Below are 25,272 nucleotides of genomic sequence, written 5' to 3'. Positions count from 1 at the left end.
TCGAAGTTTCCCCATCAATGCCTGTCGCGGTGCGGGTAGAAGCAATCAGCCGAAGCTGACATTCAGGTTACATTCAGGTGAATGACACATGACGTCTGAGTGTCTTCACGGTGAACTGACGTCCGTTCGGAGCCGGAAGTTCAGCGGTCGCAGGTTCTCGCACTGTCGTCTGAACGGTGAACTCTCGCAGGTCGGGCGGCACTTCCCGCGGGTTGACCGGAGCATCTCCCGGCGTGCGCCCCGGGGTGGTGGTCGCCCGGCGGTTCTGCCCGTGATCGACTCGGGGCGGCCGCCCGCCGGCGGGCGGCGCCGGGCAACTCGGCTCGCTCGGGCCGGAGTTGGGCGCAGGCGATCAGGTCGGGTGATTCGCGGTCGGAGGATCTCGATCGCCGGTCGAAAGCCGCGAGAACGACGCTCCCGTTCGTGTCGGGAACTGTGAGTGGAAGCATTCCGGGAAAAGGAAATTGACAATCCGTCAGTCAGATCGATCGAACCGCTCGTCGAAAGAGACGCGGCCCAAGTGGTCCGTTCCGGAAGTCCTTCGGGGGTTGATCATGTGGTGAGGCGGAACGAGGATTCTTCCTGGTGATCGGCGGTGTGCCGGTCGAGCCTGGCGCCTGAACCTGGGCCGCGGTAGGGCTAGCCCCAGGGCGGACACACCGGCTGGCCGGGTAGTTGGCGAGCGCGGTCTCACCTAGCGTCTGCGACATGAAATCCGCTTATTCAACAGGCAATCCGCGCTCCGTGTTCCGTCGGCGCAGCGCCGCGACAGTCCTGGTCGGCCTGGTGTCAGCCGCAACGGTGACGACCGGAGCCGCCTCGGCGGGCGCTGTGACCCCAAGCGATCGCGGACAGTTGGTGTCCGCTCAGCAGGTGAGCACGCTGGCCACGAAGCAGGACGTCGCAGCGGCACTGACCGCTGCCGGATTCGACGCGGGTACGGTCCGGTTCGGGGTGGACGCCTACCGACTCGTGTACCGCACCGTGGACACCCAGGGTCGGCCTACCACCGCCAGCGGACTGCTGGTGCTGCCCCGTAGCCGCGAACACGAGCTGCGGACGGTCTCGTTCACTCACGGCACCGCCAGCTACCGGTCCGACGCACCGTCCTCCATGGTCAAGGTCGGCTTCGTGTCCTCCCCCGCCATTACGTACGCGTCCGCCGGGTTTGCCGCTGTCGCCCCGGACTACCTCGGCCTCGGCGCTGGTCCGGGGCTCCACCCCTGGATGGACGTGCCCTCTGAGACGACCGCCTCGTTGGACATGCTGCGGGCAGCCCGCGCCTTTGTTCCGCACACTGACCGGGCGCTCGGACACGACGTGCTGGTCACCGGGTTCTCCCAGGGAGCCTCGGCGGCGATGGCACTCGCGCGAACACTCCAGGCCGGCGGCGATCGATGGTTCCGGCTCGAAGCCGTCGCGCCGATCAGCGGCGCGTACGACTTCCAGAACGCCGAGGTGCCCGCGCTGCTCGACGGCTCCCTCGATGCGAAGTCCAGTGTGCTGTACACGGCGTACCTTCTCGTCGCGTGGAATCGGCTGCACCATCTGTACGACTCGCCGGGCGAGGTCTTCCAGGCGCCGTACGACAGCACGATTGAGGCCCTGTTCGACGGTTCACACACCGGTCAACAGCTCTTCGCCGGCACGCCCGACACCCTCAGCGCGCTGCTCACCCCGCACGGCTTCGACATGCTGCGCCACCCGACTGGCCAGCTGGCGGCGGCGCTGCGGGTGGCCGACGACTCCTGCGCCTGGAGCCCTCGCGTGCCGATCCGCCTGTACGTCGCCAGCGCGGACGAGCAGGCAGCCAATGCCAACACGGACCACTGCGAGGGCGCCTTGCAATCACACGGCGTGAACGCGCCGGTCGTCAATCTCGGCAGTCCGGACTTCGCCAGGTCCCGGCATCTTGGCTCCAACGTCGCGGGCACAGCCGCTGTCGTCCGCTGGTTCAGCCGACTGCGCTGAGAGCCCACCGGCCCGCACCGGCCCGCCCTGCGCTGACGGGGCGCACCGGCTGATGCCGGTGCGCCCCGTCGAGGCTTCGACATACACGCTGCCGTCCACGGAAAATGGATTGCCTTGGGACCGCGGTCCACTGTTGGCTTGCCAGAATGACTGAACTGCGTACCGATCGCCTCATCCTCCGTCGATGGCAGGACTCCGACCTTGAACCGTGGGCGGCGATGAATGCCGATCCCGAGGTCCGGGAGCACTTGGGTGACCTGCTGACCCGTGAACAGAGCGACGCCTCCGTGGCACGGTTCCGGACCGAGTTCGACGAGCGAGGCTACGGGTGGTGGGCGGTCGAAGTACCGGCGACCGGCGAGTTCATCGGCTTCGCAGGCTTGGACCGGGTGGATGACGGCATGCCGTTCGCGGGGGTGGAGATCGGTTGGCGGCTCGCTCGTTCGGCCTGGGGCCAGGGCTACGCCACCGAGGCCGCCGTGGCGGTCCTGTCCTTCGGCTTCGAGACCCTTGGACTTCCCGAAATCCTGGCGGTGACGACAGCCACCAACCTCCGTTCCCAGGCGGTCATGCGCCGGATCGGCATGACCCGGGATCCCGTTGACGACTTCGACGACCCCGCCGAGCCCGAGGGGCCGTTGCGTCGGAATGTGCTCTATCGGATCGCCCGGGGTACGAAGATGTGACGCTCCGCGCTCGGTCGCCCGATCACGCGGCGAGAACGCGGCAGCTTGGCTCTGCGCCCGGGATCACCCGGCGGTGGGGGGCACGGCGCGGCCGGAGCGCTCGGCTTTCGCGTACTGAGCCAGCAGCTTGTCGTAGGTGGTGGACGGGAGTGCCGAGCCGCTTCGGCGCAGGGCCTCCCGGAAGGCTCGGGTGGCCTCGGTGAGGTAGTGGGCGGGGCCCAGCACACGCGTGCAGTCGTCGAGGAGCGTGCCGAAGGCGGCGAGGCCGTCTGCCGGGGCGCGGTCGCGCCGGGCCAGTGCCTCGGCCAGGCAGCCGCGGACCATCAGGGACAGGAGATGGTCGGGGCCCACGATCTGCAGGGCCACCGGCAGCAGGTCCTCGTACGCGGCAACCGACCCGGCGAAGTCCTCGCTGTCCGCGAGCAATTTGGCGTAGATGGCGCGGATGGGCAGGGCCTTGATGTGGCCGGGCGGCATGAGCCGCTGGTAGTCGCGGAGCAGCTCGCGGCACTCCTCGGCCGCCCCTGCCGGGTCGCCTGCTTCCGTCCGGCAGCTGAGCAGGCTGCGACGCAGGTCCAGGGTGCGCGGATGGTCGGGGCCCAGGATGCGCGTGCAGTCCGTGATCAGCTCCTGGTAGACGGGGAGCATCTCGTCGGCCTCGGCGTCCTCGGCACGGAGGTCGGCGAGGGCGACACGTGTCGCGAGGGTGTCCGGGTGGTCCGCGCCCAGCACTTGGCGGTGCACGACGATCAGGTCCTCGTAGATCGCGACGGCCGCCGTGGTGTCGCCTGTCGCGTGCAGCTTCCGGGCGAGTAGCCCGCGGGTGCTCAGGGTCTTCGGATGGTGGGGCCCCAGCACCCGGACCATGTCCCCCAGCAGGTCTCGGAGCTCGGCGACCGCTTGGGAACGGTCGCCCGCCTCTCCTCGCCAGTCGGCCAGCATGGCGCGGGTCACCAGGGTCTCGGGGTGTTCGGGGCCCAGGGCCCGCCTGTAGTCGGCCGCCAGGAGGGCGAACTCCCCGGCTGCCCGGACCGGGTCGACGATCACGCCCTCGATGTCCAGGACGAGACGCCGGAACATCAGCACTTGCGGGTCGTCAGGGCCCAGTTGCGCGCGCAGGGCGGCGGCCCCCTCCTTCACGGCGTCGAGGGCGGTGACCGGATCGCTCTCCAGCAGGGCGTGCTGCCACCCCAGGCGTACGGCGCGGCCTTGAACGACGAGTGGATGGTCGGGCCCGAGGAGTTCCTCGAACGCGCGGGCGGACTCGGCCATGCCGGCCGTTGCCGCCGTGGTGTCGCCCGCCTGATCGCGCAGCAGTCCCAGGGTGTAACGGGCGGCGGAGAGGTCGGCGTGGTTGCGGCCCAGAATCGGCACGGCGTCGTCGATCATCTCCTCCAGGTCGGCGGCGGCTCCGATCGGGTCTCCGGCGGCGGCCCGCCAGATCGCGAGCTCGTGCCGCACCACCAGGGTGCGGAGGTCGTTGCGACCGAACGCCGCCAGGTGGTCGGCGAGTAGCTCCTCGTACAGCGCGCGGGCTCCGGCCGGATCGCCCGCCGTGCCCCGCAGCTGCGCGAGCTTTCCGCGGATCTCCAGGGTCATGTCGGCGAAGCGCCCCAGATGCGTCCGGCAGTCGGTGAGCAGCTGCTCGTACAGGGTGGCGGCACGTGGCGCGTCTCCCCTCGTGACGTGCAGGGAGGCGATCCTCGAGCGGACCGAGAGGGTCTGGCGGTGGTGCGGTCCCTGGACGCGTTGCTGGTCGGCGAGCAGGTGTTCGTAGTCGGCCAGCGCACCGGACAGGTCGCCCCCGCTGGCACGGGCCACGGCGAGTTCGCGGCGCGCGTCGAGAGTGAGGTAATGGTCCGGTCCGAGCAGGCGGGCGCAGTCCGCGGCCAGCTCCTGGTACGCCACCACGGCGTCTGCGGGGTCGGTGAGCCACAGGAAACGGAGGGAGTTGCTGCGGCAGGCGAGGGTGCGGGGGGAGCCCGCGCCGTACTTCTGCGCGGAGGTGACCGCGAGTTGCCGGTAGTGGTCCGCCGATGCCTGGATGAGCTGCGCGTGGGCGAGGCTCTGGCCGGTCCGGAGCAGGACCTCGTGCACATCGTGCTCGGACCACAGCAGCTGCTCGTCATGGGACCGCAGCGCCTCGCTGTTGGCGCGGAACCGTTGGCCGGTCGCGAAGTCACGTTCCGTGTCCGGCCATGCCTGGAGCAGGGCGTCGGCCGCCGCCCCGACGATCCCGGCCAGCAGTTGCGGCGCAAGCTGCTCGCGCACGCTGCGCTGCACCAGCCCGTGGACCTGGACGGGCCGGCCCGGTGTGTGGGTGACCAGGCTGAGCCGGTGCAGGGCCTGCAGGGCGCCCGCGGCGTCCTCGGGTGTCGCAGGGCCTGGTAGCCCGGCGCCGGGGGTGCGGTGACGGGTGAGGTGGGTGAGGGCGGATCGGCTGGTCAGGACTTCGGTGGGGATGCCGTTGGGGTCGAGCATCGCGGCGAGTTGGAGCATCGGGCGGGCCAGGCCGGCCGGGCGCAGCCGGTCGGCGTGTTCGATGGACAGGGACCAGGTGGCCGCCACGGTGGCGCTCTGGTCGTCGGGCAGGGAGCCGGGTTCGGGGAGCATGTCGGCCAGATTCCTGAGCCGGTCGGCCAGCAGATGGCGGTAGCGGGCGCAGGTGACGGCGGTGTCGATGATGTAGGCGGCGGCCTGGGCGAGGGCCAGGGGCAGGTGTCCGAGGTCGTCGGCCAGGGCTTCGATCTGCTGTGCCGGCTCGGTGCGGCCGTGGGCGGTGAGTACGGCGGTGAGGTAGGCGCACGCCTCCCCGGGCGTGAACACGCCGACGTGGAGGAGGTGTCGGCTCTGCCCGTTGAGGGCGGCGTCACGACGGCGGGTGGTGACCAGGGTGCGGCCGTGCCCGCTGGGCGGCCACAGGCCACGCAGGTCGGCCGGGTCGGCGAGGTCGTCGAGGACCACGAGCCAACGGCACGGTGCCTGCCCGCGCTTGGGCTCCAGCCAGGCCAGGAACGCGCGTGCGGCCTGCTCCGGGTCACTCGGGTCGGCTGCGAGGACCTCGATGCCGGCCTGGGCGTATCCGGCGGTGATCGCCTGACGGCTGCTCGCGCTGATCCACACCAGCACGTCCACGCTGCCGCTCTCCCAGGTGGTGCGGGCGTAGTCGGCGGCCAGCTGGGTCTTGCCCACGCCGCCGGTCCCGGCCAGCACCTGACCGAGTACCGCGGTGCCCCCGGAGTCGACCGCTGCGCGCAGCCGGTCGGCTTCGGCCCGGTTCTGGAAGGACAGGGCGCGGGGCGGGATCACGCCGATCTGGTGTGGCCAGGTGGCCGCTGTGCGGGGCGCGGCGTGGTGGTGGACCTGCCCGACGTGGCCGAAGGCGACGCCGCCCCGGTCGGCGAAGACGCCGGTGATGCGGTGCGGTGACGTGGTCGTGCTGTCCCCGGGTTCACTCAGTGGCGCTGTGGACCCGGCTGGGAAGGGTTTCCCAGCGTCACGTTCCCCTGAACCGTTCCGGCTGCGAACGACCCGTGGTCGGCCTCGACATGCAGGTTCCCACTGATGGCCAGCCCGCTGCCCGCCGCCGACACGCCACCGGGCCCCTGGGACGGGCGAGAGGCCTGGTCAAGGGTCTGTACCTGCTCGACCGCACGGCTCAGCGCTTCACCGAAGCCGGGATCCTCGTCGACGGCGTCCTCCAGCGCGAGCCGTACCCGCTGCCGGGTACGGTCACCGACCTCGTCCCGTTCCGCTTCCTCGGCCAGCCGGCGCAGTGCCGGGTCCTCACCGAGTCTTCGGCTGACCAGGTCGTGGAGCTCGTCCATCGCGGCGTCGAGCGTACGGTCGACTTCTTCGTCGGCCCGCCCGGCCACCCGGTTCGCCTTACGGACCATCCAGGCCAACACGTACCCGACGGCGATCTCCACGCCCGTCATTCGTACCCCCCGCACGCGCATCTCCTGACTGGACATCAGACTGTACTCCTGCCCGCCTGGGAAGAGGGCGGTTCATCCGTGAAGGCAGCGGCTCGATCCGGTCCCGCGTCGCCTCACCGGTCACCGACCGGACATGCACATCCGATCAACTGCCCGGCCCGTCAAGGAGACACGCCTTGGACGGTCCCGGCGGGCAGTAGCACGGTGAACTCCGTCCGCCCCGGGCGGCTGGCCAGTCGGACCGAGCCGCCGTGCGCCTCGATGACGGCCCGCACGATGGCCAGGCCGAGCCCGGTGCTCCCGGCGGAGCGGGTACGGGAGCGGGCCGGATCGCCGCGGACGAAGCGTTCGAAGACCCGCTCGGCGAGCCGCGGCTCGATGCCGGGCCCGGTGTCGGTGACGCCCAGCGTGACCGAGGGCCCGTCCGGAGCCAGCCGGAGCGTCACCTCGGTGCCTTCGGGGGTGTGCGCGGCGGCGTTGGCCAGCAGGTTGGCCACCACCTGGCGCAGCCGGTCGGCGTCGCCGCGCACCAGGACGGGCTCGGCGGGCAGGTCGAGCCGCCAGCGGTGGCCGGGGGCGGACGCCCGGGCGTCGGCGGCGCCGTCCAGGGCGAGCCTGGTGAGGTCGACCTCGTCGTCGGCGAGCGGACGCCCGGCGTCCAGGCGGGCGAGCAGCAGCAGGTCCTCGACGATCGCGCCCATCCGGCGGGACTCCGCCTCGATCCGGCCGAGCGAGTGCCGGACCTCCGGCGGCACCGGGCCGGGGTGGCGCAGCGCCAGTTCGGCGTGGCCGCGCACGGTGGCCAGCGGGGTGCGCAGTTCGTGGCCCGCGTCGGCGGCGAAGGCGCGCAGCCGCTCCTCGACGCGATGGCGCTGCGCCAGGGCGTCCTCGACGTGCCCGAGCATCCGGTTGAACGCCGAGCCGACCCGGCCGACCTCGGTGCGCGGGTCCTCGTCCGGCACCCGCTCGGAGAGCGCCACCGCGCCGCTGGCCAGCGAGAGCGCACTGACCCGCTCGGCGGTTCCGGCGACGCGCTCCAGCGGGCGCAGCGAGAGCCGTACCCACAGCGTGCCGGCGATGCCGGTGGCGGCCAGCGCCACCCCGAACACCAGCAGTTCGACCATCACCAGCTTGTGCACGGTCGCGTCCACCGGGCCGGTGGGCAGGCCGGTGACCAGGACGTCGCCGTCCCGGCCGGCCGCCGCGCGGACCCGGTAGCCGCCGAGGCCGGCGAGCCGGATGCCGTGGGCGGAGCCGTCCGGGGGCAGCGCGGCCAGGTGCCGCCGGTCGGTGGCCGTCAGGGCGACCTTGTCGTCGGTGTCCGCGGGCCGGTCGCCGGAGGCCACCTCGGCGTCGTCGGCGTCGCCGTCGACCACGCCCGCGGCGGTGACCTGGCCGTCGAGCAGTCGGGCGCCGAAGGTGCCGGGGGCCTGGGCGCGGGTGTCCGTGCCCGCGTCGGCCCGTCCGGGAGCGGGGCCGCCCGCACCCGCGGTGTGCTCCAGGCTGGCCGCGTACCGGGCGCCCGCCTGGGTGAGCTGCTGGTCCAGCTGCCCGACCAGGAAGTGCCGCAGCAGCTCGCCGGTGGCCAGGCTGACCCCGCCGCAGGTGAGCAGCAGCAGCGCCAGCACCCCCGCGATCAGCCGGGCGCGCAGCGTCCGGGGCACCCGCCTGCCCAGCGGCCCGAGCCCTCTCACGGCGCTGCCTTGATCAGGTACCCGGCGCCGCGCACGGTGTGGATCATCGGCGCCCGCCCGGCGTCCAGCTTCCGGCGCAGGTAGCTGATGTACAGCTCGACCACGTGCGCCTGCCCGCCGAAGTCGTACGACCAGACCGCGTCCAGGATCTGCGCCTTGCTGAGCACCTGCCGCGGGTGCCGCAGCAGGTAGTTCAGCAGCGCGTACTCGGTCGGGCTCAGCTCGATGACCTCGCCGCCCCGGGTGACCTCGCGGGCCTGCTCGTCCAGCACGAGGTCGCCGAGCGCCAGCGCGCCGGGCGGCGGCTCGGCGGGCCCGGCGGCGGGGGTGCGGCGCAGCAGGCTGCGCAGCCGGACGGCGACCTCGGCCAGGCTGAACGGTTTGGTGACGTAGTCGTCGCCCCCGGCGGCGAGGCCGGCGATCCGGTCCTCCACCGCGTCCCGCGCGGTGAGGAACAGCACCCGGACCTCGGGCCGGTCGCGGTGGATGCGGCGCAGCACCTCCATGCCGTCGATGTCCGGCAGCATCATGTCGAGGACCACCGCGTGCGGGTGCCACTCGGCGGCGGCCTCGACGGCGGCGAGCCCGGCGGTGGCGGCTCGGGCCTGCCAGCCCTCGTAGCGCAGGGTGCTGCAGAGCACCTCGACGAGGTCGGGCTCGTCGTCGACGACGAGGATGCGCCAGGGCTGCCGGTCGGTGCTGTGGTCCATGCGGCTCCGAAGACGGTGAGAGCGGTCGTGCCGACATCGATTCTGGCAGCCCGCGATGAGAAAGCGGTGAGATGTGCGGCGGGCCCAAGGCCCGCGAGATCGGGTCTGACCTGGGCGGACGGCGGTACGGGCGGTTCCGGCGGGCTCCGGTTCAGAGGGAACTCAGAGCTTCCGGTGACAGGGTGATCGCACACCGTTCGAACGAGGGGAGCCGCCACGTGACCACCGCCACCGAGGACCACCGCGCCACCCGGCCCGGTCGACCCGGCCGGGGCGCCGGCGGGGCCGGGCGCGGGCTGCCGGTGGGCCTGGTGCCCGCCGCGGTGCTCGTGCTGATCGCCGCCGGGGCGCTCGGGGCGCTGCTGCCGTGGTGGCGCGACACCGCCGGGATCGCCGGCGCGGCCGGCTGGCTGACCGGCGCGGGCCGGATCAGCGGCCTGCTGGCCGGGTACGCGGCGCCCGTGCTGCTGCTCCTGATGGCCCGGATCCCGCTGCTGGAGCGCGAGGTCGGCGCCGACCGGCTGGCCCGCTGGCACGCCTTCGGCGGCCGCTGGCTGGTCGGCCTGGTGACGGCGCACGTGCTGACCATCATCTGGGGCTACGCGCTGACCGACGGGCGCGGAGTGGTCGGCGAGGGCGTGGAGATCGTCTTCCACTACCCGGACATGCTCAAGGCGACGGCCGGCACCCTGCTCCTGCTCGGCACCGGCGCGGTCTCCGCCCGGGCCGCCCGCCGCCGGCTGAGCTACGAGACCTGGTACCACCTGCACCTGGCCACCTACCTGGCCGTCGCGCTCGCCTTCGGCCACCAGCTGAGCACCGGCGCCGACCTCGGCGACGGCCCCGGACTCGCGCTCTGGTACCTGCTGTACGGCGGCACGGCCCTGCTGATCGGCTGGTTCCGGTTGGCGCTGCCCGCGCTGCGCGACCGGCGGCACCGGCTGCGGGTCGCCGAGGTGCGCGAGGAGGCGCCCGGCGTGGTCTCCGTCTACCTCACCGGCGAGCGGCTGGACGAACTCGGCGCGCGGGCCGGGCAGTTCTTCCGCCTCCAGTTCCAGGCGCCCGGCCTGCGCTGGGCCGCCCACCCGTACTCGCTCTCCGCGCCGCCGCACCCGCGCTTCCTCCGGTTCACCGTCCAGGCCGTGGGCGGGCACAGCGCCGCCGTCGCCCGGCTGCGGCCCGGCACCCGGGTGCGCGCCGAGGGCCCGTACGGGGCGTTCACCGGACGGCTGCAGCGCAAGCGGAAGGTGCTGCTGCTGGCCGGCGGCGTCGGGATCACCCCGCTGCGGGCGCTGTTCGAGACGCTGCCCGGCGAGCTGACCCTGGTCCAGCGCGTCCGCCGGCCCCAGGACCTGCTGTTCGAGCGGGAGTTGGCGCAGGTGGCGGCCGAGCGGGGCGCCCGGGTGCACGCCCTGGTCGGCTCCCGGGCGCAGGTCGGCGACCTGGGGGCGGCGCTGGCCCGGCTGGTACCGGACCTCGCGCGGCACGAGGTGTACCTGTGCGGGTCGGAGTCGATGACCACCGAGGCCGTCCGGGCGCTGCGCGCGGCGGGGGTGCCGCGCTCCCGGATCCACCACGAGTCGTTCGCGTTCTGAGCCCGCCCTGCTGAACCCGCCCTGCTGAACCCGCCCCTGCCGAACCCACCCTGTCCGTCCGCCTGTTCATCCGTGTCGAGGAGTACGAAAGTGCGCAGAGCCGTCGTCACCGCAGCGGCCACCACAGCCGGCGTGGTGCTGTTGCTGTCGCTGAAGCCCCACTCGGGCGCGGCCGGCGCGGCCACCCGTCCGATCAGTTCCGACCCGGGCGCGGCCGCCGCCGAAACCCCGTCGACGGGAAGCACCGCCGCGCCGAGCGGCGGCGCGAGCCCGAGCGCCGGCGCCAGCCCGAGTGCGGCCGCCGGCGCCACCCGCAGCATCACCGGGGACAGCGAGGACACCCGGTACGGCCCGGTGCAGGTCAAGGTCACCCTGGCCGGCACCCGGATCACCCGGATCGACGTGCTGCGCTACCCGAACGACAGCGGCCGGGACCGCTCGATCAGCGGCTACGCCCTGCCGGAGCTCAACCAGGAGGCGATCGCCGCCCAGAGCGCCGACATCGACGTCGTCTCGGGCGCCAGCTACACCAGCGACGGCTACACCCGCTCGCTGCAGAGCGCCCTCGACAAGGCGCGCGGATGAGCGGCGCGCAGCCGCTGCGGCACGCCGAGCACGTGATGGGCACGGTGTTCTCCTTCACCGTGCGCGACCCGGGCCCCGGCACGGCCGCCGCGCTGGAGCGGACCGTCGCCCGGCTGCACCGCGTCGACGCGGTCTTCTCCACCTACCGGCCCGACAGCCAGATCAGCCGGCTCGGGCGCGGCGAACTCGCGCTCGACGCCTGCGATCCCGAGGTCGCCGAGGTGCTGCGGCAGTGCCGCCGGGTGGCCGAGGAGACCGAGGGCCACTTCACCGACCACCCCGCCGGCTGCCTCGACCCGAGCGGCTGGGTGAAGGGCTGGGCGGTGGAGGAGGCCTCCCGGGAGCTGCGGGCGGCGGGTTCGGCCGCGCACTGCGTCAGCGGCGGCGGGGACGTCCAGACCGCCGGCGGCCCGTGGCGGATCGGTGTCGCGGACCCGCTGCGCCCGGGCGCCCTGGCCACCGTCGTCACCGGCCACGACCTCGCGGTCGCCACCTCCGGCACCGCCGAGCGAGGTGCCCACATCCACGACCCGCGCACCGGCCGCCCGGCCACCGGCCTGGCCTCGCTCACCCTGGTCGGCCCCGGGATCGCGGACACCGACGCCTATGCGACGGCCGCCTTCGCGATGGGCCCCGACCGCGCCCTCGCCTGGGCCGCGGCCCGCCCCGGCCTGGAGGCCCTCGCGATCCTCCCCACCGGCGAGCACCGCGCCACCCCGGGCTTCCCCGGCCGGGCCGCCGGCTGAGAACACGTCCGCGCCGACGCTGCCGGGCAGCGTCGGCGCGGATGTCGACCCACGTACGGATCACAGCCGGTAGCGGTCCGCCAGGTCCCCGTACCCGCCGGCCGTCCAGACCGCCCTGCGGAACGCCACCAGGTCGAGCGGGCCGGCGCCCTGCCCGGCGGTGGGCGGGAAGTGCGCGGTGCCGCAGCGGTCGCAGTACCAGGCCTGGCGCCACAGCCGCTCGGCCGCCGGCTGCCCGGCCAGCCGCCGGCGGCGGCCCACGTGGAGCGCGACGGCGGCCGCGATGAGGGCTACCGCCGCGACCACGAGCAGCACGGACACCCACACCGGCACGAGCCCGTCGTGGGTCTCGCCGAGGTGGACGGTCGTCGGGGCCGGGGCGGAGTCGGGGAACTCCAGTTTCCCGTCCGGCCCGATGATGACGTTGCCGGTCGGGAGCTGGTTCTGGTGGGTGGCCCAGGCGGGTGGCGAGAAGTCCACCGTTGCCTGGCCGGACTCGCCGCGCGTGATCGCCCGCTCGATGAAGGTGAAGGCGGCCCCCATCGTCGTCAGCACGCCCAGGACGCCGAGTGCCTGGCCGAGGACGGTGCCGCGCGGCGGCGCGAACGCGAGCGCCCGGCCGAGGGCGGAGGAGACCTCGCGGGTCTCGGTGCGGCCGTTCTCGCCGCTGGTCCGGACGGTCACGTCGTGCCGTTCGGCGAGGTGGACGGCCGGAACGCTGCGGACCCGGTCGACGAGCCCGCAGCTCGGGCAGGGCTGAACGCTGGGCCGTGGTGGTACGGGTACGGCGTCGTGGATCGCCATGTCGTGTTGTCCCCCCATGTGGACGGCCGGACGGCCGTTCGTATCCGGGTGGACGCGGCGGGGTGCCCTCCGGTTGCGGCTCAACGAGGAGAGAGCGTCACGGAGTTGCCCGGATTCCGCAACGGGCGGATCAAGCCTGGTCAGAACCGGTCGGATCGGACTTCGGCTCCCAGCCGAGCGCCGGCCCGAGCCGCGTCGCCAGGTCGGTGAGGATCTGCACGTAGTCCCGGTGCTCGAAGGTGAACGGCAGCGCGATCGCCACCTCGTCCACCTCCCGGAAGCCCGCGTGCGCCCGCAGCCGCTCGGCCAGCTCCTCCGAGGTGCCGACCAGGTCCGGTGCGAACAGCAGCCGGTTGGGGCCCTGCGGGGCGAGGGTGCGCGGGGTGCGGGAGAGCGCGTACGCCTCGTAGCGGGCGCGCTGTTCGGGCGTGGCGCTGTCGGTCGGGATGACGACCAGGCCCTGCGAGACCCGGGCCCGCGCGCCGTCCGGGTGGTGGCGGCGGAAGGTGCGGATCAGCTCGGCCTGGAGCGCGGCGAAGTCCAGCGGCTCGCCCTCCACCGCCTTGATCACACTGCTGGTGAGCAGGTTCAGCCCCTGCGCGCCGGCCCACGTCGCGGAGCGCCGGCTGCCGGCGCCGTACCAGAGCCGGTCGGCGAGCCCGGGGGAGTGCGGCTGGACGCGGCGCGAGTACACCTCGATGCCCTCGGTGCCCTCGAAGGACGAGGCGTCCTCGCCGCGCACCAGCGCCAGGAAGCGCTCGGCCCGGGTCTGGCCGAAGTCCTCCCGCTCGGCGCTGTCCGGGTAGAGCGCGCCGCGCACCTGCTCCCAGTGCACGGGCGGGCCGACGCTGAAGCCGGGGTCGAGCCGGCCGCCGGAGAGCACGTCGACGGTGGCGAGGTCCTCGGCGAGCCGCAGCGGGTTCTCCCAGCCGAGCGGGGTGACGGCGGTGCCGAGCTGGATGCGGCTGGTGCGCTGGGAGGCGGCGGCCAGGACGGCGACCGGGGAGGAGATGCCGTGCTGCAGGTGGCGGTGGCGCAGCCAGGCGCTGTCGAAGCCGAGCTGCTCGCCGAGCGCGATGAGGTCGAGGGTGGCCTCGTGGCCCCGGCGCGGGTCGGCCGGGTCGAAGGTCCCGATGGTGAGGAAGCCCAGCTGGCGCAGCGGGCGGGGGGAAGGCGGCATGGTGGGCGGCTCCGCAGGGGTGTGGCCCGGGCCCGGACGGCCCGGGCCGGGGGGTGCCCGTCGAACGTACGCAGCCGCACGGCGCCGCCACAAGATCGGCGCGCGATCCGGACACCCCCGCGCAACACGGTGCAATTGGGCGTCACGAAACCGCCGCACCGGGCGGCCGGATCAGCAGCTGCGCAGCTCCGGGCTCTGGTTGCGGATCTGGTTGTGCAGGGAGGTGAACTCGCGGTACGCCGCCCCGTCCTCGGTGCCCGGGCGGAAGGCACCGACCCGGTGGCAGTTGACGAAGGCGAGCTTCACGTCGAAGTGCTCCTCCAGGCTGCCCCGGATCGCGTTGCTCGCCAGCGCCCGCAGCAGCTGGCCGCGCTGCTCGTCGTCGGGCGTGGTGTTGTCGGTGACGAACTCGGCGTCGGTGGCGTCCAGTTCGGTCCTGAGCCCGGCGACGACCCGGTAGGCGTACGGGAGCGAGGCCCGGACGGTGCCGACGAAGTCGGCCTGGTCGACCTGCCCCTCGGCGGCCTGGGCGAGCAGGGCGGGGGAGACGTCGAGCGACATGGGTGTCCTCTTTCGGGGGTGCGGAAGCGCGGTCGAATCCCGGGGCGCACGCGGCGCCGCCCGGCTATCGAAGATGAAAACCATTGCAAGAAAGACTCTCCCCAACCCCCTGACCCCTTGTCAAGCTCCGCCGCCGCGCCGGTCGTCGTGCCGGTCGTCGCCCCGGCCGTCAGTCCGCCTGCTCCGGAAGGCCGGCCACCTTCCTCACCTTGATGACGAAGACCGCGATCACCACCGCCAGGGCCGCGAACACCAGGCCCAGCTGGAAGGCGCTGGCGATGCCGTGCACCAGGACCTCGGAGGAGTACGGGGCCGGCAGCTTCCCGCTCGCCCTGAACTCGGCGGCCTGCTGCGGCGTCGCCTGGCGCAGGAAGGCGCCGACCTGGCGGCGCGCCTCGTCGCGGCTGGCCGTGCCGTAGACCGTGACCAGGATCGACAGGCCCAGCGAACCGCCCACCTGCTGGGTGGTGTTGAGCATGCCGGTGGCCGCGCCGGTCTCGTGCGGGGCGACGTGCGAGACGGCGGTGAGCATCACCGGGACGAAGATCGAGCCCATGCCGAAGCCGAACAGCAGGGTCGGGCCGAGGATCCCCCCGGCGTAGCTGGTGCCCAGGTCGATCCGGGTCGCCCAGAACACCCCGCCGGCCACCAGCAGCGAGCCGGTGACCAGGAACGGCTTCGGGCCCCACCGCAGTTGGTTGCGGGCGGCGAACTGCGCGGCGGCGATGATCGCGACGCTGATCGGCAGGAAGGCGAAGCCGGCCCGCAGCGGGCTGAAGCCGAGGATCTCCTGCACGAACAGGGTGATGAAGAAGAAGATGCTGAACATCGCCGCGGCCACGCAGAGCATCAGCGCGTACGCGCCGGAGCGGTTGCGGTCGCGGAACAGGTGCAGCGGCGTGATCGGCTGCGCCACCCGCCGCTCGTTGACGAGGAACGCGGCCAGCAGGACGGTCGCGAGGCTGAAGGCGAGCAGGGTGACGGAGTCCGACCAGCCGTGCTCGGAGGCCCGGATGAAGCCGTAGACCAGCGAGACCATGCCCGCCGTCGCGGCGAACGCGCCGGTGAGGTCGAACCGGCCGGGGTGCCGCTCGGACTCGTTGATGTACAGCGGCGCCAGCAGCGCGATCGCGATGCCGATCGGCACGTTGACGAACAGCACCCACCGCCAGGACAGCCAGGAGGTGAGCATGCCGCCGAGCAGCAGCCCGATGGCGCCGCCCGCGCCGGCGACGGCGGAGAACACGCCGAAGGCCCGGTTGCGCTCCGGGCCCTCCTTGAAGTTCGTGGCGATCAGCGCCAGCGCGGTCGGCGAGGCGATCGCCCCGCCGAGGCCCTGCAGGGCGCGGGCCGCCAGCAGCCAGGCCGAGGACTGCGCGACGCCGCCGAGCAGCGAGGCGAGGCTGAAGACCAGCACGCCGACGATGAACACCCGCCGCCGGCCCAGGATGTCGCCCGCGCGCCCGCCCAGCAGCAGCAGCCCGCCGAAGGTCAGGGTGTAGGCGTTGATGACCCAGGACAGGTTGGTCGTCGAGAAACTCAGCGCCTGCTGGATGTGCGGCAGCGCGATGTTCACGATCGTGATGTCGAGGACGATCATGAGCTGGGTGGCCGCGATGACTGTGAGTGCTATCCCCGGGTGCTGGCCCCGACGTGCGGTCGCGGGCGGAGCCTCGGCCAGGGCGCGCGAAGAGGCCATGGCAGGTCCCCAATGGTTCGGGGCTGAAGGGAACGAGGGAGGGATTCGTTCACCACTACAGACGGTATCTCCGGGGAATAGAGAACACAACCGTTCATTACGGACGCCTGCATGCTTCCCGGACGTTCCGGTCGTTCGCGCGACCGGCCGAACCAGGCGGCACAATGGTCGGGACGGTACCCCGTCATCTGGAGCGGACCGGGAGGTCTCGATGGCACGGCCGGCGGAGGACCCCGGTGCGACGGAGGGCGGACGAGACCGTGGGGCGCTGACCGTCGCGGTGAGCCGGGAGGGCCCGGTACGGGTCGTGGCCGTCGCGGGCGAGCTGGACCACGACACGGCGGACGGCCTGCGGGCGGCGCTCGGGCGCCCCGTGGACGACGGTCTGAAGCGCATCGTCGTCGACCTCGCGGACCTCCGGTTCTGCGACTCGACCGGCCTCAACATCCTGTTGCGCTCCCGCATCGAAGCGGAGGCGGCCGGGCTGCGGCTGGAGGTCGCCGGCCTGCGGCCGGTGGTGGCGAGGCTCTTCGAGATCACCGGGGTCGAAAGCGTTCTGCGGGTGCATCCCGACCTCGAATCGGCGCTGAAGGCGAGTGGGTCGGATCCGGGGGAGTCGGGCAGCCCGGTCGGCCCCGGCGCGGAGTGAGGGATCCGGAATGGACCGTCCCGAGGAGCCGTCCCCAGCGGACCGCGCGGGAACGCGGAGGCTCGCCTTCGCCGGAAGTGTCGGCGCCGTGCAGCGCGGTCGCGAGTTCAGCCAGGAGGCGCTGCGCCGCTGGCACTGGCTCCCGGCCGTCGACGCGGAGCAGCAGGCCGTCGCCGAGGACGTCCTGCTGATGGTGTCGGAACTCGTGACCAACGCCTGCCTCCACGCTCCCGGGGGCCCGCGCGAACTGCGGTTGGACTGGAACGGGCGCCGGCTCCGGGTGGAGGTCCTGGACGACAGCCCGGTGCCGCCGGAGCTGCGCAGGCACGCCGACCCGGGCTTCCCGGGCGGCCACGGCCTGCGGGTGGTCGACCGGCTCGCCCGTGCCTGGGGCAGCGTGCCCGAGGGCGGGGGGAAGCGGGTCTGGCTGGAGGTGCCGTCCCCGCTCGATCGCGGTGGGCACCTCCTGGACTGAGCGCCGGCCGACCGTCCCCGGGCCGGCCGTCATCGGGACGGTCTTCACCCGCCGGCCGGGTCCGGCTCCGGCGGAGGCGCCGGATCGGGGTCCGGGAAGGGCTCCGGCTCGGGGAAGGGCGGAATGGGCGGCGGCACCGGGTCGGGGCCCTCGCCCGGACGGGGCGCGGGATTCGGATGGGGGATCGGCTGGGTGTCCGGGTCCGGCGGCGTCGGGATCGTCATGGCAGCACACCTCCTCTGATCGTGAACGGGCCGCCGTTTCAGCGGCCGAGCGCGTGGGCCAGCTCTCGCTTGTTCATCTTCGAACGGCCTTTGATGCCACGATGCTTGGCCTTGTTGTACAGCTGGTCGCAGGTCGGGCCGCGTGTCTCAGCCCGAGCGCGTCTACCCGGCCGAACGGTAACAAACCGTCCGAAACGTGAATCCGGGGTCGCACGTCGGGTAGAACACCCGTATGGCGGCCGGCACCGCCCGGTCGCCCCGCACCCGGCCCCGGGTGCCACCGTGATCCCGCTCAAGGATTCCGGGCACAGGTCCTGCGGGAAGTAGCCCGGAGTCGCGGGCGAGTTCCGCCGGCACCACCGGGCACTCACCCCGATGCCCAGGAGAACGAGGTGTTCATCCCCCTGGAAGCCGCCGGCCATGCCGTCCGGGAGTCCGCTGGTCTCCCGGACGATCTGCCGCCGCGACCGAGCAGGGCCGAGCTGCGGGCGATGGGCAAGTCCGAGGCGCGGGAGCTCAGCGACGCACTGTTCGAGCGCCTCGCCGGCCTGGCCCGGGAGACGGTCGCCTACAGCTACGTCCGCGGCACGATCATCGAACTCAACATGCCGCTGGTCCGCTTCGTCGCGGGCCGCTTCCGGCGCCGTGCGGAGGACATGGAGGACATCCTCCAGGTCGGCACGATCGGCCTGATCAAGGCCGTCGACGGCTACGACCCGGAGCGCGGCGTCGAGTTCGTCACCTACGCGATCCCCACCATCGTCGGTGAGGTCAAGCGGTTCTTCCGCGACACCTCCTGGCCCGCGCGGGTCCCGCGCAGCACGCAGGAGCTCTACCTCACCGTCGCGCGCGGCTGCGACCGGCTGGAGCAGGAACTCGGCCGGCTCCCGCGGCCGGACGAGATCGCCGAGGACCTGCACCTCACCGCCGAGCAGACCGCCGAAGGCCTCCTCGCCGGCCGGGTGTACCGTTCCGACTCGCTGGACGCGTTGCGCGACCAGGACCCGGACGAGACCGGCAGCGCGCTGCTCGACCGCCTCGGCAGCTGTGACCCCGGCATCGAACTCGCCGACTTCCGCACCGCGGTGCGCCCGCTGCTCGCCGAACTGCCGCGGCGCGAGCGGACGGTGCTCAAGCTCCGCTTCTGGGACGGTTGTACGCAGTCGCAGATCGCCGAGCGGATCGGCGTCTCCCAGATGCACGTCTCCCGGCTGCTCACCGCCATCCTGAGCCGGCTGCGCGCACAGCTGGAGGACGCGGATTCCCCGGGCTGGCGGGACGAACCCCGGGCGGGAGGCTGAATCTCTCCGCGTTCCGGCGTTTCCGGGCTCCGGCAGTGGCAAGGCGCTCCATGGGGGCAGGCGGGAAGAGGGCCCCCGAGGGCCCTGGCGCCGCCCCGGACCGGAAGGAGTCGAGATGGCGACCGTCCAGCCGCCGACCCCACCGGACGGGCTCCTCACCCGGAGCAGGCGATGGACGCGCGGTACCGTGCTCAGCCTGTACGGGGAACTCGACCTCGACACCGTCGACGACCTCCGGGCCGCGCTGGACGAGGCGCTGAGGCTGCCCGGATCCGTCGTGGTGGTCGACTGCGCCGAACTCACCTTCTGTGACTCCACCGGCCTCAACAGCCTGCTCCGCGCCCAGGCCGGCGCGGCAACCGAGGGAAGCCGGATCGAACTCGCCAGGCCCCGGCCGCTCGTCCTGCACATGCTCGAACTCACGGGGGCCACCCAGGCGTTCACCGTCCGTGACACCGTGCCCGGCTGACCCGAACCGGGGCCGGCGCGGCGGGGCCGCACCCCGCCGCCCACGTGGCCGTGGCGGTCAGCGCCGACGCCCGCGGTCGTCCGTCGCGGCTGTCACGTGCGGCGTCCGGTGGCACAGTGGGAGCAAGGGCGGCCACCGTCGCCCTCGCGCCGGAGCGCGCAGACCGCGCCCTCGGGCAGGTGACCGATCCGGGCGGTGGGACGGATGGACGAACAGCCGGTGGCCGGGCCCGCGAGCAGGGACCCGGCGGAACAGGCGCTGCGGCAGCTGCTGGCCGGCCTGACCGCCGTCCGGGACGGCGACTTCCGCACCCGGCTCGCTCCGGACCTGCCGGGCCTGCACGGCGAGATCGCCTCGGTGTTCAACGGCATGGCCGATCAGCTGGCCCGCGTCACCTCCGAGGTGACCCGGGTCGCCCGGGAGGTCGGCACGGACGGACGGCTCGGCGGGCAGGCCCAGGTGCCGGGTGCGGCCGGGACGTGGCTGGAGCTGACCGACTCCGTGAACGCGATGGCCGGGAACCTGACCTGGCAGGTGCGCAACATCGCGCAGGTGACCACGGCGGTGGCGCGCGGCGACCTCACCCAGAAGATCGAGGTCGACGCGCGCGGCGAGATCCTGGAGCTGAAGAACACCGTCAACACGATGGTCGACCAGCTCTCCGCCTTCGCGGGCGAGGTGACCAGGGTCGCCCGCGAGGTCGGTACGGAGGGCCGGCTCGGCGGGCAGGCCCGGGTCGAGGGCGTCGCCGGGACGTGGCGCGACCTCACCGACTCGGTGAACTCCATGGCGGGCAACCTGACCGCCCAGGTGCGCGGCATCGCCAGGGTCGCCACCGCCGTGGCCGGGGGCGATCTGACGCAGAAGATCGACGTGGACGCGCGTGGGGAGGTCCTGGAACTCAAGACGACCCTCAACACCATGGTCGACCAGCTGTCGGCGTTCGCCGACGAGGTCACGAGGGTCGCCCGCGAGGTCGGCACGGCCGGGAACCTGGGCGGGCAGGCCACCGTCCGAGGCGTCTCCGGCACCTGGAAGGACCTCACCGACAACGTCAACGTGATGGCCTCCAACCTCACCGGCCAGGTCCGCTCGATGTCCGAGGTGGCGACGGCGGTGGCGCGCGGCGACCTCTCCCGGAAGATCACCGTGGAGGCGAAGGGCGAGGTCGCGGCCCTCGCCGACGCGATCAACACCATGGTCGACACCCTGTCGGCCTTCGCCGACGAGGTGACCAGGGTCGCCCGTGAGGTCGGCACCGAGGGCATCCTCGGCGGCCAGGCCCGGGTGCCCAACGTCGCCGGGACGTGGAAGGACCTCACCGAGAACGTCAACTTCATGGCGCACAACCTCACCAGCCAGGTCCGCAACATCGCGCAGGTCACCACGGCCGTGGCCAAGGGCGACCTGACCCGCAAGATCGACGTGGACGCGCGCGGGGAGATCCTGGAACTGAAGACGACCGTCAACACGATGGTCGACCAGCTCTCCGACTTCGCCGCCGAGGTCACCCGCGTCGCGCGGGAGGTCGGCAGCGAGGGCCGCCTCGGCGGGCAAGCCCGGGTCGAGGGCGTCTCCGGCACCTGGAAGCGCCTCACCGAGAACGTCAACGAGCTCGCCGGCAACCTCACCCGCCAGGTGCGGGCGATCGCCGAGGTCACCAGCGCCGTCGCGGCCGGGGACCTCACCCGCTCGATCAGCGTCGACGCCTCCGGGGAGGTCGCCGACCTCAAGGACAACATCAACGCCATGGTCGAGTCCCTGCGCGACACGATCCTCGCCAACCAGGAGCAGGACTGGCTCAAGACCAACCTCGCCCGTTTCTCCGCCGCGATCCAGGGCCGCCGGGACATCCGCGCCGTCGCCGAGATGATCACCGATGACCTGACCCCGCTGGTGGGCGCCCAGTACGGCGCCTTCTACCTCGCCGAGGACGGCGAGGACGGCACCGAACTGGCCCTGATCAGCGCCTACGGCCGCCCGGCCGAGGCCCTGCCGCAGCGGAGGCTGCGACTGGGGGAGTCGCTGGTCGGGCAGGCCGCCCGCAGCCGGCGCACCGTCGCCGTCGACGACCTGCCACCCGGCTACGCCACGATCGGCTCAGGCGCCGGGGCCGGCGACGCCCGTTCGCTCGTCATCCTGCCCATCGCCCTGGAGGAGTGGCTGCTCGGGGTGATGGAGTTCGCCTCCGTCCACGACTTCACCCAGGTCCACCGCGACTTCCTGGAGCAGTTCGCCGAGTCCTGCGGCGTCAACATCGGCACCCTGCTCGCCAACTCCCGCACCGACGAACTGCTCGGCGAGTCCCAGCGGCTCACCGCCGAACTCCAGGCCCGCTCCGAGGAGTTGCAGGCAGGACAGGAGGAGCTGCGCCGCTCCAACGCCGAGCTGGAGGAGAAGGCCGCCCTGCTCGTCGACCGCAACCGCGACATCGAGGCCAAGAACCTGGAGATCGAACAGGCCCGCCAGGAACTGGAGGAACGCGCACGGCAGTTGAGCCTCACCTCGATGTACAAGTCCGAGTTCCTCGCCAACATGAGCCACGAGCTGCGCACCCCGCTCAACAGCCTGCTCATCCTCGCCCAGCTGCTCGCCCAGAACAGCGGCGGCAACCTCACCGCCAAACAGGTCGAGTACGCGGGCGTCATCCACTCCGCCGGCACCGACCTGCTCCAGCTCATCAACGACATCCTCGACCTCTCGAAGGTCGAGGCCGGGAAGATGGAGTTCAGCCCCGAACCCTTCGCCGTGCGGGACCTGTTGGAGTACGTCGAGTCCACCTTCCGCCCGCTCGCCGACCAGAAGGGGCTCGCCTTCGCCGTCACCCTCGCCGACACCGCGCCCACCGAACTCCTCACCGACCAGGCCCGCCTGCGGCAGGTGCTGCGCAACCTGCTGTCCAACGCCGTGAAGTTCACCGACAGCGGACGGGTCGAGCTGCGGATCGAACGCGCGGACGGCCCCGCCCTGCCCGCCGAACTCGGCCAGGTCGAGGCCGCCGTCGCCTTCCACGTCGAGGACACCGGCATCGGCATCGCCCCCGACCACCTCGACGGCATCTTCGGCGCCTTCCAGCAGGCGGACGGCACCACCAGCCGCCGCTACGGCGGCACCGGCCTCGGGCTCTCCATCAGCCGCGAACTCGCCCGGCTGCTCGGCGGCACCATCACCGTCCACTCCACCGACGGAGAAGGCAGCAGCTTCACCCTGTACCTCCCGATCGCCGAGCCGGAGCACACGAACGTCACCGCGGAGGAGGGCAGGCACGCCCCGGTGGTCGAACCGGACCCGCCGGCTCCGGCACCGGCTCCGGCACCGGCCGCGTCCGGAGCGGCCGGCCCGCTCGTCGGACGGACGGTGCTGATCGTCGACGACGACGTCCGCAACGTCTTCGCCCTGGCCGCCGCACTGGAACAGCACGGCCTGAACGTGCGCCACGCCCCGGACGGCGAGGCCGGACTCGACCAGCTGCGCGCCCACCCCGACACCGACCTCGTCCTGATGGACGTCATGATGCCCTCCCTCGACGGCTACGCCACCATCTCCGCCATCCGCGCGGACGAACGCTTCGCCAGGCTCCCGGTCATCACCGTCACCGCCAAGGCCATGCCCGGGGACCGCGACAAGAGCCTCGCCGCCGGCGCCGACGACCACGTCACCAAGCCCGTCGACACCCGCGACCTGCTCGACCGGATACGGCACTGGCTGGATCCGACATGAGTGCCGAGCCCGAGTCCGCGCGGCCCACCGCCCGGGCGCTGGCGGAGACCGTCCGGCGGCTCCAGAGCGCGATCGAGCGGGTGCGCGCGCAGGCCCGCAGCCAGACGGTCGTCGCCCTCGCCACCGGCATCCTCGCCGAACGTCTCGGCGTCGACCCGGCCGAGGCCGCCACCCAACTCACGCGGCTGGCCCGGGAGGCGGGCGTCCCGGTCGACTCCCTGGCCGCCGAGGTGGCCGGCCTGCGCGACCCCGGCGAGGGGGCCTCCGCCGCGGAACCGGGGGACGAGGGCTCCACCGTGCCCCTCCTCGCCGCCGCACCGGATCTGCGGCACGCCGCCGAAACGGTGCTGGAGCAGACCGGCGAGGCCTTCGGCGTCCGTGCCGTCGCGATCTGGCAGCGACTGCCCGGCGGAGCACTGGCGCTCGTCGCGCACGCCGGACTCCCCGCCTCCGAGGCGGCGGCCTGGTGCCGGATTCCGCCCGGTGTCGCCACCCCGGCCCAGCGGGTCGTCGTCGATGGGTCGGAAATCTGGGCCTCGGACGCGGAGGACAACGGGCCCTCGATCGACGCCGAATCCGCCCGGGCCGTCCTCCCCCTGCTCGACCGGGGGCGCCGGCGGGGCGCGCTGGAGGTCCTGTGGCGCCCGCCCGCCCCGGTGCTCGGCGGGCCACAGCGCCGCCAACTGGAGGCGATCGCCGATCTGTGCGCCACCCTGCTGCCCGACACGGAACCCGTGCTGCCGGCCGGCGAATCCGCCGCGTTCCTGGAGGGGCTGGCCTCTCCGGCGCTCCTGCTGGCGCCGGTTCTCCGGGACGGGAACGTCGTGGACTTCACGCTCCTGGGGGCCAACGCGCGATTCCGCGACCCACTGGGCAGACCGGGGCAGGCACTCCAAGGGGCCTCGCTGCTGGAGGCGTACCCGCTCGCCTCCGCCACCGGCCTCTTCGAACACCTGCTGCGGGTGCATGAGACCGGGGTGCCGCTGGCGGGCGAGAGCGTGCGCCTGGTGTTCCGCGACCGTGAACTCTCCGTGCCCGGCACCGTGCTGCTCGCGATCGCCCCGCTGGCCGACCGCCTGCTCGTCGAGTGGCAGCAGGACCCCGGGCGGGCCGGTGCCGAGGAACAGGCCGCCCTGCTCCAGCAGGCGCAGCGGCTCGCCCGGGTCGCCGGGTTCGAGGAATCCACCGGCGACGGCCGGGTCCGCTGGAGCGACGGGCTGCGTGAGCTCTTCGGCCTGCCCTCGGAGGCCGACCCGGTACCGCTGGACCGACTCGTACGGTACGCCCACCCCGACGACGCGCCCGCGATCCGACGCCTGCTGAACAGCGTTCGCCGCCACCACCGCACCTCGTCCGCGGTCTTCCGCCTGGCCCGGCCGGACGGCACCCGCCAGTACACCCGGGTGATCGCCGAGCCCGTTCTGGACAACCGGGGCCGACTGACGGCGGTGCGGGGCGCCTTCCACGACGTCTCCGCCCAGCACTGGACCGAGGTCGCGCTCGGCGCCACCCGGGAGCGTCTGGCGGACACCGAGCAGGAGGCCGCCGAGCGCGGACGGCTGACGCTGCGGCTCCAGCAGGCGATCCTGCCGGCCGACCCGCCCCCGCTGGCCGGGAGTGGCCTGCGGGCCGCCGTCCGTTACCGCCCGGCCGCCCAGCGCGACCGCGTCGGCGGGGACTGGTACGACATCCTTCAGCTACCGGACGGACGCGTCCTGCTCGCGGTGGGAGACGTCGCCGGCCACGGAATCGGCGCGGCCACCGGCATGGTCGCCCTGCGGCACGCCCTACGCGGCCTCGCCGCCACCGGCGCCGGCCCGGCACAGCTGCTGGAGTGGGCGAACACGGTGGCCCTGCGCGAGCCCGGCCAGGTCACGGCCACCGCCGTCTGCGTCTTCCTCGACCCGGCGGGCGGGCAGTTGCGCTGGGCCCGGGCCGGGCATCTGCCGCCGATCCTGGTCGGACCGCACGGCGCCGAGGTGCTCCCGCTGCCGTCCGGAGTGCTGCTCGGAGCCCTGGAAGGCGCCCGCTACGAGGAGCACACCGCGCACCTGGCCCCGGGCGAACTCCTGCTGCTCTACACGGACGGCCTAGTCGAGCGCCGGGACCGCCCGGTCGAGGAATCGGTGGACCAGCTGATCCGCACCGCCGGGGCGCCCGGCCCGGACCTGGAGCGCTACCTGGACCGCCTCCTGGAGCTGAGCCCGGCCGACACCCGGGACGACACCTGCCTCCTCGCCGTGGAGACGGCGTAGCCCCGTACGG

Annotated in this window: 19 protein-coding genes; 11 read left to right on the top strand and 8 right to left on the bottom strand. The window is 73.2% G+C overall.

All coding sequences use genetic code 11. From position 1 onward, the window contains the following. Window positions 1-708: 708 nt before the first annotated feature. Entirely contained in the window at window positions 709-1,971 is a 1,263-nt protein-coding gene (locus ACPC54_RS21130; RefSeq protein ID WP_498966717.1) for an alpha/beta hydrolase family protein, read from the top strand. A gap of 146 nt (window positions 1,972-2,117) precedes the next feature. After that, window positions 2,118-2,657 (top strand): GNAT family N-acetyltransferase, encoded by a 540-nt coding sequence (locus tag ACPC54_RS21125; protein ID WP_498966715.1) that lies wholly within the window; start codon window positions 2,118-2,120, stop codon window positions 2,655-2,657. Between the two features lie 63 nt (window positions 2,658-2,720). Here the strand turns inward: ACPC54_RS21125 and ACPC54_RS21120 are convergent, their stop codons facing one another. The 4 genes from ACPC54_RS21120 to ACPC54_RS21105 form a co-directional block, all read right to left on the bottom strand. Beyond that, window positions 2,721-5,966 (bottom strand): tetratricopeptide repeat protein, encoded by a 3,246-nt coding sequence (locus ACPC54_RS21120; RefSeq protein WP_498966714.1) that lies wholly within the window; start codon window positions 5,964-5,966, stop codon window positions 2,721-2,723. 146 nt (window positions 5,967-6,112) lie between these two features. Continuing rightward, the gene (locus ACPC54_RS21115; protein WP_498966712.1) at window positions 6,113-6,631 is read right to left on the bottom strand and encodes a hypothetical protein; all 519 of its coding nucleotides are present in this window, start codon (window positions 6,629-6,631) and stop codon (window positions 6,113-6,115) included. 125 nt (window positions 6,632-6,756) lie between these two features. Then, window positions 6,757-8,289, bottom strand: coding sequence for a sensor histidine kinase (locus tag ACPC54_RS21110; protein WP_498966710.1), 1,533 nt, complete (start codon window positions 8,287-8,289; stop codon window positions 6,757-6,759). Then, a complete protein-coding gene (locus ACPC54_RS21105) occupies window positions 8,286-8,999 on the bottom strand; it encodes a response regulator transcription factor (protein WP_498966708.1) in 714 nt (237 codons plus the stop codon). Before ACPC54_RS21105 ends, ACPC54_RS21110 begins: the two co-directional genes overlap by 4 nt. Window positions 9,000-9,217: 218 nt before the next feature. Between ACPC54_RS21105 and ACPC54_RS21100 the strand changes: the two genes are divergently transcribed. From ACPC54_RS21100 to ACPC54_RS21090, 3 genes are all read left to right on the top strand, one after another. Then, window positions 9,218-10,594, top strand: a complete 1,377-nt coding sequence (locus ACPC54_RS21100; protein ID WP_498966706.1) for a ferredoxin reductase family protein — start codon at window positions 9,218-9,220, stop codon at window positions 10,592-10,594. A 90-nt stretch (window positions 10,595-10,684) separates the two neighbouring features. Continuing rightward, window positions 10,685-11,179: an FMN-binding protein gene (locus tag ACPC54_RS21095; RefSeq protein ID WP_498966704.1), complete on the top strand. Its 495-nt coding sequence runs from the start codon at window positions 10,685-10,687 to the stop codon at window positions 11,177-11,179. After that, complete coding sequence (locus ACPC54_RS21090; protein ID WP_498966703.1) at window positions 11,176-11,925, top strand: FAD:protein FMN transferase; 750 nt, start codon at window positions 11,176-11,178, stop codon at window positions 11,923-11,925. Before ACPC54_RS21095 ends, ACPC54_RS21090 begins: the two co-directional genes overlap by 4 nt. A gap of 60 nt (window positions 11,926-11,985) precedes the next feature. On the opposite strand, the gene ACPC54_RS21085 is transcribed toward ACPC54_RS21090, so the two are convergent. The 4 genes from ACPC54_RS21085 to ACPC54_RS21070 all read right to left on the bottom strand — a co-directional run bounded on the left by ACPC54_RS21085 (window position 11,986) and on the right by ACPC54_RS21070 (window position 16,169). After that, the gene (locus tag ACPC54_RS21085; protein WP_498966701.1) at window positions 11,986-12,729 is read right to left on the bottom strand and encodes a hypothetical protein; all 744 of its coding nucleotides are present in this window, start codon (window positions 12,727-12,729) and stop codon (window positions 11,986-11,988) included. Window positions 12,730-12,859: 130 nt separating this feature from the next. Then, complete coding sequence (locus ACPC54_RS21080; protein ID WP_498966699.1) at window positions 12,860-13,909, bottom strand: LLM class flavin-dependent oxidoreductase; 1,050 nt, start codon at window positions 13,907-13,909, stop codon at window positions 12,860-12,862. Between the two features lie 171 nt (window positions 13,910-14,080). Further along, complete coding sequence (locus ACPC54_RS21075; protein WP_498966698.1) at window positions 14,081-14,470, bottom strand: SCO5389 family protein; 390 nt, start codon at window positions 14,468-14,470, stop codon at window positions 14,081-14,083. A gap of 169 nt (window positions 14,471-14,639) precedes the next feature. After that, a complete protein-coding gene (locus tag ACPC54_RS21070; RefSeq protein WP_498966696.1) occupies window positions 14,640-16,169 on the bottom strand; it encodes an MFS transporter in 1,530 nt (509 codons plus the stop codon). A gap of 211 nt (window positions 16,170-16,380) precedes the next feature. On the opposite strand from ACPC54_RS21070, the gene ACPC54_RS21065 reads away from it, so the two are divergent. The 6 genes from ACPC54_RS21065 to ACPC54_RS21040 all read left to right on the top strand — a co-directional run bounded on the left by ACPC54_RS21065 (window position 16,381) and on the right by ACPC54_RS21040 (window position 25,262). Next, window positions 16,381-16,818, top strand: a complete 438-nt coding sequence (locus tag ACPC54_RS21065; protein ID WP_498966694.1) for an STAS domain-containing protein — start codon at window positions 16,381-16,383, stop codon at window positions 16,816-16,818. Window positions 16,819-16,906: 88 nt separating this feature from the next. Further along, window positions 16,907-17,293 (top strand): ATP-binding protein, encoded by a 387-nt coding sequence (locus ACPC54_RS21060; RefSeq protein ID WP_498966693.1) that lies wholly within the window; start codon window positions 16,907-16,909, stop codon window positions 17,291-17,293. A 616-nt stretch (window positions 17,294-17,909) separates the two neighbouring features. Further along, window positions 17,910-18,818 (top strand): SigB/SigF/SigG family RNA polymerase sigma factor, encoded by a 909-nt coding sequence (locus ACPC54_RS21055; RefSeq protein WP_498966691.1) that lies wholly within the window; start codon window positions 17,910-17,912, stop codon window positions 18,816-18,818. A gap of 115 nt (window positions 18,819-18,933) precedes the next feature. After that, window positions 18,934-19,287: an STAS domain-containing protein gene (locus ACPC54_RS21050; protein WP_498966689.1), complete on the top strand. Its 354-nt coding sequence runs from the start codon at window positions 18,934-18,936 to the stop codon at window positions 19,285-19,287. 204 nt (window positions 19,288-19,491) lie between these two features. Continuing rightward, window positions 19,492-23,007, top strand: a complete 3,516-nt coding sequence (locus ACPC54_RS21045) for a HAMP domain-containing protein (protein ID WP_498966688.1) — start codon at window positions 19,492-19,494, stop codon at window positions 23,005-23,007. Next, window positions 23,004-25,262, top strand: coding sequence for a SpoIIE family protein phosphatase (locus ACPC54_RS21040; RefSeq protein ID WP_498966686.1), 2,259 nt, complete (start codon window positions 23,004-23,006; stop codon window positions 25,260-25,262). The genes ACPC54_RS21045 and ACPC54_RS21040 overlap by 4 nt, the downstream gene beginning before the upstream one ends. The last annotated feature ends 10 nt before the right edge of the window (window positions 25,263-25,272 follow it).

The sequence above is a fragment of the Kitasatospora sp. NPDC094028 genome, from assembly GCF_049543595.1.
In the GTDB taxonomy this organism is placed as follows: Bacteria; Actinomycetota; Actinomycetes; order Streptomycetales; family Streptomycetaceae; genus Kitasatospora.
This window is presented reverse-complemented; position numbering and strand designations above follow the sequence as displayed.